Origin of the sequence: Moorena sp. SIO4E2 (assembly GCF_010671945.1) — a bacterium.
GTDB lineage: Bacteria > Cyanobacteriota > Cyanobacteriia > Cyanobacteriales > Coleofasciculaceae > Moorena > Moorena producens.
In genome coordinates this window covers 1-11,326 of record NZ_JAAHIE010000219.1, presented here as the reverse complement: position 1 = coordinate 11,326, position 11,326 = coordinate 1, and the positions used below count along the sequence as shown (strand labels likewise).

The 11,326-nt window shown below is 44.6% G+C and carries 3 protein-coding genes; all 3 read right to left on the bottom strand.

What is annotated here, in order from left to right:
* Window positions 1-263 precede the first annotated feature (263 nt).
* Window positions 264-1,658 (bottom strand): MFS transporter, encoded by a 1,395-nt coding sequence (locus F6K37_RS21060; protein ID WP_287251928.1) that lies wholly within the window; start codon window positions 1,656-1,658, stop codon window positions 264-266.
* Window positions 1,659-1,737: 79 nt separating this feature from the next.
* A complete protein-coding gene (locus tag F6K37_RS21055) occupies window positions 1,738-8,091 on the bottom strand; it encodes a type I polyketide synthase (protein WP_287251927.1) in 6,354 nt (2,117 codons plus the stop codon).
* Between the two features lie 14 nt (window positions 8,092-8,105).
* On the bottom strand, window positions 8,106-11,326 hold a 3,221-nt coding region (locus F6K37_RS21050; RefSeq protein WP_287251925.1), incomplete at its 5' end, for a non-ribosomal peptide synthetase.

Genomic DNA, 11,326 nt, shown 5'->3' with positions numbered 1-11,326 from the left:
AGTTCAGCCAAGGTCGTTTGGCGATTTACTACCGAAGATGCACGAGTCAAACTTAAACACCTATATCCTGTATTTGAACTTGATGAAGACCTAGAATCTAATGCACCAAATTAGCTGTGCCACGCCACTACGAGGCTCACCTACTCTCAAAATCAAAAACTGTCACCATTGGTGGCAGAAATTGGTTGGAGTCATAATTTGGTTATTTTCCAAAAGTGTAAAGCTCACTTAGAGCAGTAAAAACAATTCCCCCTTACCAATTCTTAATCCCCAATCGCATCAGGTAATTCATCCTCCAAATATCGTAAACGAGGTAAAAAGTAAGCGATACAAGTCATCAAAATAGTCAAGACCCCCATGGCAATAAACATTAGGCCAATACCACGGCCAGGACCTGTACCAATCACTCTGCCAATGGTTTTTGCAACAATACTATCTTGAGTCATTAAGGGTTCAAAGAAGCGATCGGCTAATGGACCTGCAATAACATAAGACAGAGGCAGCGTCGCTAAAGCTACTGATTTCCGAAATGCAAACACCCTTCCCTGGACTTCTGGAGCTACCTTGCGCTGGTAAATAGCTTGAATAGCACTGTTGACTATCGGAATAGTTAGTAGCATGGAAAAATTTGCACAAGCGAGAAGAATAGCGGAGGGGCGAAGACCTACAAACAGGACAGATAGGCCAATGGCAAACATACTGATAAAAACAGTAGTCATTTGATTCTGCCAGCCGCCCCAAATTGTCATGATTAAGCCCCCAATAACCATGCCAGCATTGGCGCAGGAGACCACAATTCCCAGGGTTGTTACCGATGCAAAAGAAAGGACTAATGGGATATCGAGAACCTGAGTGGCTCCAATCAGGAAGTTACAGAGGGCAACCAACATTACCAATCCCAAAAGACCTGGTCGCTGCAGGAAATAGTTCCAGCCATAGGTTAAATTTTGTAAAAATGATTCCTGTTCCCCTTGCTCCTCAGTCCCAGTTGAAAGCTCCGGAAATTTGACTATCAATAGAGCTACCAAGGCAAATAGTAGGGTAATAAAGTCAATGGCGATAATCCCTGGTAACTGAATAATGGCCAGTAGAGTTACCGCAAAGGTAGGGGCTGCTAAATCTGAGATGGCTTGTCCGGTGAAGACCATACCACTAGCACGGGCAAGATTAGCTTTGGGAACCAGCAGAGTGGTTGCGGCAGAATAGGCTAAACCTTGAAATGTACTGAAGCTAGACCTAAGCACATTTGTTAGACAGATATGCCAAACTTCCAGACTACCATTAAGGTATAACCAAGCCACCAGCAAGGTACACAAACCGGCAGAGAAATCACTAATAATCATCGTCCAACGACGACTCCAGCGATCGACATAGACTCCCGCAATCGGACCAATTAAAATCGGAGGAATCGCCGCCGAGAGTACCGGTAAGGAAAATTGGGTCACAGAATCGGTTTGCTGGTAAACCCAAATGCTGAGGGCAAAACTAGTGAGACTGGTACCGATCAGTGAAATAACTTGGCCAAACCAGATGAAGGTAAATGTTTCCATTCCTTGCAGTGATGGAAACCGTTTAGTGAGACTATTAGTGAGACTATTAATTATAGTGGGCTTGCCATCATCAGCCGGAGTTATTTGAGTATCGGTAGTCTGATGCATTTAATTAATTCACATTATAGGTAATTTATGTCCAGCTACTTAGACAATGACGATGCTACCCCACAGGATATTATAGCCTTCATGAATTAAGATAGGTTCTCAACTTTTGAGCGAGAATATCACTTTCAATGATCGAGTAGTGGTTGCCAGGAATATTATTAGTAACAATACTTCCAGCTGCTACAGGAGCCCAGCCAAGGCTTGGGTCTTGGGTCGGCTTCATTGACTCGCTGGCACAGAAGAAAATAATGTCACCCAAATAAGGCTGAGGCGTATAGCGAACCATTGCTTCGGAGTTGGCTTTGAAAACTTCAAATCGATGGCGGATTTGGTCTGACCCAATTTCTAGTGGCAAAACTCCAAATTTTCTGGCCTGTTCTACAATATAGTGCAATTGCTCCTCTCGATTGAGTGGTTTGAGTTCAGCCACAGATACTGAAAACTCTTGACTGACAACAGCGCCCATATAACTAGCGAAATCTGCCATCAAGCTGACCTCATCAATTTCTGAGGAGATGTTAACTGTGGTGGGGGCAAAGCTATCTATCATAACTAGCTTCGATACATCTTGCCCTTGCTGGTGTAACTGTTGGGCAATCTCAAAGGCAACGAGACCACCTAAAGACCACCCACCAAGTTTGTAGGGACCCACTGGCTGAACGGTTTGCAACAGGTCAAGATAGCGTCTAGCCATTTCCTTTATTTCGGTCAGGGGTTCTCCTTCTCCATCCAAACCACGTGCCTGGAACCCATAAACTGGCAAATCCGGGTCTAAATTGTGAGCTAAATAGCGATAGCCGTAGATAGAGCCACCAACAGGATGGATTAAAAAGAGGGGTTGTTTGAGGTTACTACCTTGATGAAGTTTCACTAACAACGAGGAGTCCAAGTGCTGATTTTTTTCCCTAGCAAGAAATTCAGCCAGTTCAGCAATAGTAGGGGAATTCAGGAGACTATTGGGAGAAATTGTCTCTTGCAGTGTTTCGCTTAACTTAGACGTTAGCTGAATCCCTAAGAGGGAGTCTCCACCTAATTCAAAGAAATCATCATAAATTCCGATTGGCTCAATCCCTATAAAATCTTGCCAAATTGAAGCAATTGTTTGCTCCAATTCATTTCTAGGAGCCACATAATCCTTTGTCAGGGCTGGTCGTGGACTTCTTGAACGGGAGCCCACAGGCTTCTCAAAATCCTGACGTTTATTGAGTATTGTTTCTACTTTAGCTTGCTTGATTTCATTTTCTAAATCTTTTGTCGAAACCAAAACTTGAGATATTGAATTAGACAAAATACGGCGGAAAATCTCTACACCCTCTGTAGGCAATAATCCATGCTCAAGGAGTTGTTTAAATAAGGGTGTTGGTGTGGTTGTTCCAGTGGATGTCTTAAACGTATTATCCGAAGGATAAGAGGTAGAAAATGTTGCCCTTTCTGGCTCTTCTGTATTAGCTCTGTTATCTTTGGTGGGTTCAGGACTTAACTTTCTGAGAGTATAGTCTTTAATCTCCAGCAGTTCCGTTCCTTTATCGTCCATGATTGTGATGTCAAAAATCAAAGTTTCTTGGGAAAACTGCTGATTTTTGGCATATCTGATGTAGCTATGCACCTTTGGTGGCAGAGGTCTTTTTATCTCTATTGTTTGATAAGAAAACGGCAAGTAAAACCCTTCAGTTCTAGCACTGATAAAATTGGTTGCGCAGTCTAATAAGGCGGGATGTAGCTTATATAAATCAATATCCTTTACAAAGGCTTCGGCTAGCTCAAAGATAGCTATGCCCCGTTTTTTACCTATTTTACCCTGCTTGAGTGTTTTCCACCTCGGGCTGGCTTCTATGTGGCTTGTTTGAGCATCTTTCTTACTTTCGGTGGAGATGATTTCCTGCTCGTTACAGCTAGCCTCAATTTCTGCAATATCATGGATTTGGGGTAATTCTGCTTCTAGGGCAACGATCTCCCCTCTAGCATGTTCTTGCCATGTATCAAGCTCTCGTTCCAAGGGGCTGATAATTGAGAATCCCCAAGCATCTCCGCGTTTTTTCAAGACCGTGCGTACTTCTTTTGCCTCATTGTCTTCCACTACTAAAGGCTTTAGTAAAAAGACTTTTCGCAATTCCATGGCTCCAGTTTGAGCATGGATTTCAAAAGCAGCTCTAATGATTTCTAGGTAGGCTGTTGCTGGCAGTGTTGCCTTACCCATCAGCCTGTGTTCATTGAGAACCCAGTGTTTTTTAGGGCTAAATTGGCTGACAAATACTACTTGGTCTTCACCCTCTATATATTGGTCGAATAAAGGGTGAGTTAATTCTTTTAGCTGAGTGGCGGAATTTTTTGAACCAGAAGCCAATCCCTTTGCTACTTCTACTGCCATGCCTACTTGCTGCCAAGTATCCCAGTTAATAGAAAAAGTTCTTGTACCATCTCGGTTAGTTTGATACTGAGCAAAAGAGTCTAAAAAGGCGTTAGCTGCACAATAGTCTACTTGTCCCAAATATCCGACAATAGAGGCTAGTGATGAACACAGAACAAACCAATCCAACTCCATGTCTTTAAGGATACTATCGAGAATCAGGGTACCCTTGACTTTGGGGCCAAAAGTGTCTTCTGCCATGGCTGGTGTTTTACGCTGAATGACTCCACCCCCAGGAACACCAGCCGCGTGGATAACGCCATTGATTTTGCCGAAGCGTTCCGAAGCTTTAGCGATCGCACTTTCCATTTCCACCCGAGACCCTAGGTCAGCGCGAACAATTAATACCTGAGCTCCTGTGGCTTCGAGTTCCTTTATTTTCTGGATTTTCCGGCTGATTTTATCCTGTTGATCGTGAGTGGTTAGCCATTGTTCCCATTCGGAACGCTCAGGAAAAGCAGAACGTCCGATCAGAATCAATTTAGCCCTGACGGTATTGGCCAAATATTCTGCCAATACTAATCCAATCCCTCCCAGTCCCCCTGTAATTAGATAGACACCTTCTTCCCTTAACCGCGATCGCTCGTTATCAGACTGCTCCAATCTTAGAGAATCATAGGTTTGCACCAAACGATGATTTCCTCGGTAGGCGATCACCTCATCTTCTGATGTTGTCACCAGTTCGTTCAGTAGTTTATCTACCAGTATCTCTATTTTCCTAGTTGATTGGGGAATAACAATATCAACGCTACGACAGGTTATAGTTGAGTACTCTCGTGGAATTACCTTAACCGGTCCGAGAAGTGTTGCTTTTTCCGGGCATAGCCACTCTTCTCCATCCACGTCTTGCATATTATTGGAAACAATGGTAACTTGACATTCCTCAGTAAAGTTATGTTTTCCTAGGGCTTGGGCAAGATACAGTAAACTGTAAAATCCCAGGTTTTGAGCTTTGTCAACCCATTCCCAATTTAATTCAGCACAACTGTTTGGGGTCACATTCCACAAATGAACGATGCTGTTTGGGAGCAAATTTAAAGTGCGAAGTTCATTTAACAAGGTGTCATAGTCATTACTCTGTTCTGGATTAAGGGTATAGAGATAATCCCTTTGCTTGATAAACGATTCCCCGACTTTGACAACAACTACCTCTTGACATTCTTGTGCCAGTCGTTGCACAAGTTTTTCTCCTAACCCACACTCATCAATAAATACCAGTACGTTACCTTGAATTGATGCTTCGTTGAGTTGATGGGCTAGTAGCGGGGAGCGTTTCCAGGATGGGATATAAAACCAGTCGGCTATGTCTGGTTTTTTGCTTAATTTCTCTTGCTCTAAACTGATAGAGTTTACCTGTGTTTGGGGTTCGATCCAGTAACTCTGGCGCTCAAAGGGATAAGTTGGCAAGGGGACACGATAACGCTGCTCTTGGCCATAGAATTCGGACCAGTTAACTTTGACACCAGCTAGCCACAGTTGTCCCAAGGTATTCAACAAAAAGGCTATATCTGAGCCCGGTTGTTGGGGATGTCGTGTTGAAGAGAGCACTACCTGTTGAGCTACTTTATTGGGGTGTCGTTTTGCCAATGTACTCAATGTTCGCCCTGGGCCAACTTCCAGTAAGATTTGGTCAGGTTCTTTCAACAATTCTGCCATCGAAGGTGCAAATTGCACCGTAGAGCGCAAGTGCTTAACCCAGTAGTCAGGATCTGTTGCTTGGGCTACAGTAATCCATTTTCCTGTGAGATTGGAAAGGTAAGGAATTTGGGGAGGATTGAGGTTAACTTGTTTGACTCGTTTAGCAAACGGCTGCAAAATCGGTTCCATCATCTGGGAATGGAAAGCAGCAGATGTATGTAAACGGCGGCACTCTAAACCTTGTTGGGTTAATTGATTTTGTAAAACTTCAACTGCTTCTTTGGAACCGGAAACTACGCAAAGAGATGGCCCGTTAACTACCGCTAAAGAGAGCTCTTTACCTAAAAAAGGTTGTACTTCTTGCTGGGAAAGTGGAATGGAGAGCATGGCTCCACCAGATACTTGCTGCATCATCTTTGCTCTTGCTGCGACTAAGGATAGAGCATCCTCAAGAGAAAAGACACCAGCTAAACAGGCTGCAACATATTCACCGATACTGTGACCAATTAAGCCTTGGGGAAAAACTCCCCAGGATTCCCAAAGTTTTGCTAGAGCGTACTCAATAGTAAACAGAGCGGGTTGAGCGATCGCTGTCTGTTGTAGGTATTGGGCTGCTTCATTGGTTTTTTCAGAATCCGGGTAAAGAATGTCACGCAAGTCCAGCCCTAATTCTGGTTGCAGTAGTTCTGCACAGTTATCGACCTCTTGGCGAAATACGGCTTCATGCTGGTAAATCTCCTGAGCCATATTGACATACTGGGCACCTTGACCGGAAAACATAAATATGAATGGGCGCTTTGAGGTAGTGGTATAACCTCTGATCACATGAGCGCTTATAGCTTCATCTAATTGAGAACATACGAGGAAACACCGATGAGCAAAGGCTCGACGACCAACACTGAGAGTGTAAGCGACATCTGCTAAGTCTAAATTGGGATTTTGGGTGAGGTGAGTGCCAAGATTACTGGTTGCTGTTTCCAGAGCAGAACTAGTTTTAGCCGATAGCACTAATAATTGATAGGGTCTTTTGCTCTGGATTTCGTCTGGTATTCTCTGCCCTAAAGGAGCTTCTTCCAGGATAATATGGGCATTTGTTCCCCCAATACCGAAAGAACTTACCCCAGCTCGCCGAGGGTTGTCATTAGTTTTCCACTCGGATAGCTTGGTGTTGACATAAAAGGGACTGTTGGTAAAATCAATTTTGGGGTTGGGGGTTTCAAAGTGTAAACTTGGGGGAATTTGTTTGTGCTTAAGAGCCAAAACTGTTTTAATTAAACCTGCCACACCTGCTGCCGTATCCGAGTGGCCTATATTTGTCTTCACCGAAGCGATCGCGCAGTACCCACTTGCTGCCGTCGTTTGCCGAAAAGCCTGGGTAAGGGCTTTAAGCTCAATAGGATCACCTAATTCTGTACCAGTTCCGTGGGCTTCAATACATGTGATGGTGTCGGCGCTAACATCAGCAACAGCTTGGGCTTCAGCAATTACTGCAGCTTGTCCATCAACACTGGGAGCAGTAAACCCTACCTTTTGGGCACCATCGTTATTGATAGCAGAACCTTTGATCAGGGCATGGATGGTATCACGATCTGCGATCGCTTCTGATGCCAGTTTGAGCAAAACCACTCCTGCCCCACTCCCCCCAATTGTCCCCCTAGCCTGGGCATCAAAGGCACGACAGTGACCATCAGGAGACATAATCATTCCTTCTTGATAGAGATACCCAGCCTTTTGAGGTAGCCGAATAGAAACTCCCCCTGCTAGAGCTAAATCACAGTCTCCATTTAATAAAGCTTGACTGGCTAGATGAACTGCTACTAATGAAGTTGAACAGGCCGTTTGGACATTTACCGTCGGTCCAGTTAAATTTAACTTATAAGCCACTCGTGTTGGCAGGAAGTCTTTTTCTGTGGCTAACATCAATTGGTAGTTACTTACGGATTGTTCTAAGGCTGGATTCCTATACAAGTGTTTGAGCAAATATTGGCTCATGCCGCCTCCAGCATAAAGACCAATTAAACCGTTATACTCCTCTCCCACATATCCAGCTTGCTCTAAAACCTCCCAGGCACATTCTAAGAAGAGGCGGTGTTGAGGATCTAAAATTGCGGCTTCTTTGGGATTGAAACCAAAAAAAGACCCATCAAATTGGTCTATTCTATCAATAACTGTTCCCTTTCGGACATAGTTGGGGTCGGCAATTATTGATGAAGGAACCCCTGCTGCTAACAATTCTGGATCAGAAAAATTAGAAATGGATTCCACCCCATCACGTAGATTTTGCCAAAAATCTTCAATAGTATTCGCCCCTGGAAATCGCCCATTCATACTAATAATGGCGATATCTGAATCTTGAATTTCTAAATCTTCTGATAATAAATTAGTCATGATATCTCCTATTATTAATTCTTAGTTTTACGATGTTGCCGTCGCTTTTGACGTTGTTGTTGGGATTGACTAACTTTACGGCTACGCTGGAGATCTACTTCCTCTGATGATTTGTTTGTTTTTAGCTGCTGATCAATGTGTTCTGCTAGAGTACTAATCGTGGGATACTGGAACAAGTCTATAATGGAAAGGTCAATCTCAAACTGCTGCTTTAACTGTTCAGAAACCTGAATCATCAGCAAAGAAGTGCCTCCCAAGTCAAAAAAGTTTTCTTCTGTGGCAATAGTATCTACTGCTAGTTGAGATTCCCAAATTCTGGCAATTTGTTGTTCTAAATTTGTTTCGGGCAACTTATCCTGTAGAGGGGCACGCTTTAACTCTGGTGGGGCGGGTAAAGCTGGTCGATCAACTTTTCCGCTTACACTCAGGGGTAGAGCCGATAAGGGCACGATCGCTGCTGGCACCATATACTCGGGCAAGATTTCTCTGAGTTTGGCTTTGATCTTCTCAATTAATTCATCAATTCCTGTGGTCACCGTGGCAACAATATAAGCAATCAAGCGCTTATTTCCGGGGGAATCTTCGTGCAGGATCACGACCGCTTCCCGGATGTTTTCTTGTTGAATCAAGATTGCTTCAATTTCTCCCAATTCAATTCGGAAGCCCCGTAGCTTAACTTGATTGTCAAGACGACCGATAAATTCGAGATTGCCATCAGGACGATAGCGCACTAAATCCCCAGTTTTATAAAGGCGATCGCGCTTGGAAGGTTCTGCCGATGAGAAGGGGTTTGGAATAAATTTTTCCTCGGTTAACCCTTGACGATTGAGATATCCTCGGGCCAAACCTGCTCCCCCAATATAAAGCTCTCCCGGTACACCAATGGGAACCGGTTGTTTTTGGTGATCAAGAACATAAACCTGGGTGTTACCAATGGGCTTACCAATCGGGACAGGTAGGGAGCCTTTCTCTGGGTCATCGTTCAAGGTTAACGAGTAGAAGGTTGTCGCGATAGTGGCTTCGGTCGGTCCATAGCCATTGATTAATTGAGGAGGGCTAGAGCCTTGGTTGACATAGCTTTGAGTAACATAACGCTGCCATCGATCGAGATATCCCGGCATTGCTTGTTCACCCCCAATAATGACCAGTCGCAGATTAGGAGGGAGTGGGGTTTCGGTAGTCAGATCTGCAGCCAACAAATGCCAGTAAGCTGTCGGCAAATCTAACACAGTCAGTTGCCATTCCTGACAACGCTGCCAAAATTGCTGGCTGGATGCCAACATTTCATCGGTACGGAATACTAAAGTGCTTCCAATACATAAACACGAAAAAATTTCTTCAACAGCAACATCAAAACTTATGGAGGAAAACTGGAGTACTCGATCACAGGGAACAAGATGGAAAGTGGCGATCGCCTCCCTTATATAATTCACGAGGGAACGGTGGCAAATTTCAACCCCCTTGGGCTTGCCAGTTGAGCCAGAGGTATAAATTACATAAGCTAAACTATCGAGATAATTTTTCTTTTCAAGAGAGGAAAATGGTAGTTTGCTAATGCTTTCCCAATCTGCATCAAGGTAAATGGAGTGAACCCCTGCATTGTCAACCTTAGCTGCAAGATGACTCTGAGTGAGCAGAATCGAGAGTTTGGTATCTTGCAAAATATAGTTCATCCGCTCTTGAGGATAGGCTGGGTCGAACGGAACATAAGCACCTCCAGCCTTGATAATCCCCCATAACCCTACTACCATTTCTAGGGAACGTTCGACACAAATGCCCACAAGGGTTTCCGACCCTACCCCCTTTCTTTGCAGGTAACAGGCCAGTCGATCGCTTTGCTCGTGTAGTTCTCGGTAGGTCATTTTGCGATCACAATGTTGTAGAGCGATCGCGTCAGGAGTTTGCTGAACCTGCTGCTCGAACAATTCCTGAATACCCTGCACTACCGGATAATCCTGTTGGGTTTGATTCCAATCAACCAACAACTGCTGGCGCTCTTTGTTACCCAGTAACGGCAGCTGCTCAACCTGTTCCTCAGGATTAGCGACAATCCCAGCTAGTAAGGTTTTAAAGTTGCTAGCCATCCGAACAATAGTCTCCCGGTCAAACAAATCACTGTTGTATTCCCAGTATCCGCTGAGCTCAGAAGGGGTATCTACCATTGATAGAGTAAGGTCAAACTTGGCGGTTTGATGCTCTCGCTCAATAGGGGTGAGGGTTAGCCCAGGAAACTCCCCATAAGTTGGGCTTTGCTCTAAATCAAACATGACCTGAAACAAGGGACTATGACTCAGGGAACGTTCTGGTTGCAGAATTTCCACCACTTTTTCAAAAGGAATATCCTGATGACTATAGGCAGAGAGGGCAACCTGACGTACCTGCTGAAGCAGTTCTCTAAAACTGGGATTCCCTTCAGTTCGAGTACGCAGCACCAAGGTGTTGACAAAGAAGCCAATTAGTGATTGGGTTTGACCATGATGGCGATTGGCAACAGGAGTACCAATGACGATATCCTGCTGGCCGCTGTAGCGTGAGAGGAGGACAGCAAAGGCAGCCAGCAAGGTCATAAACAAGGTGCTATTAGTCCCTCGCCCTAAGGTTCGCAACTTTTGGGACACAGCGGTGTCGAGCTGAAAATGGAATTGCCCTCCCCGAAAACTTTGTACAGATGCTCGGGGGCGGTCTGTGGGCAAATCGATCGGGGAGCATACATTAGCTAACTGCCCTTTCCAATAATCTGCCTGTTTCTCAATTACATGTTCTTCTAGCCACTGACGTTGCCAAGCAGCATAGTCAACGTACTGAATTGGTAAAGGTTTGAGGGGAGACGGTTGCCCAGCCACAAAAGCAGTATAGAGGGTTGACAGTTCCTGTAGAAGCAGTTCCATGGACCAGCCATCCGAGACAATGTGGTGCAGGGTCAGGAATAGGGCATGGTCTTTTGGGGATAACTGCAACAGAGTAGCCCTGATTGGCAAATCCTGCTTGAGATCAAAGGGTTTCTCAGCTTCTGTGGTCGCCCATTTCTGGAGGTTATGTTGGTGATTACCTTCCTGTATTAGCTCCACTACAGCTAACCTAAACTCGGCACAGGGATCGATTGTTTGCAGTGGAATGCCATTAACCACCTGAATCCGGGTTCGCAGAATACCATGGCGTTGAACAATTTCCTGTATTCCTCGCTCCTCTCCCATTCTTGTGCCTGTAAACAAATCGGCATTGTAGAGTAATTTTA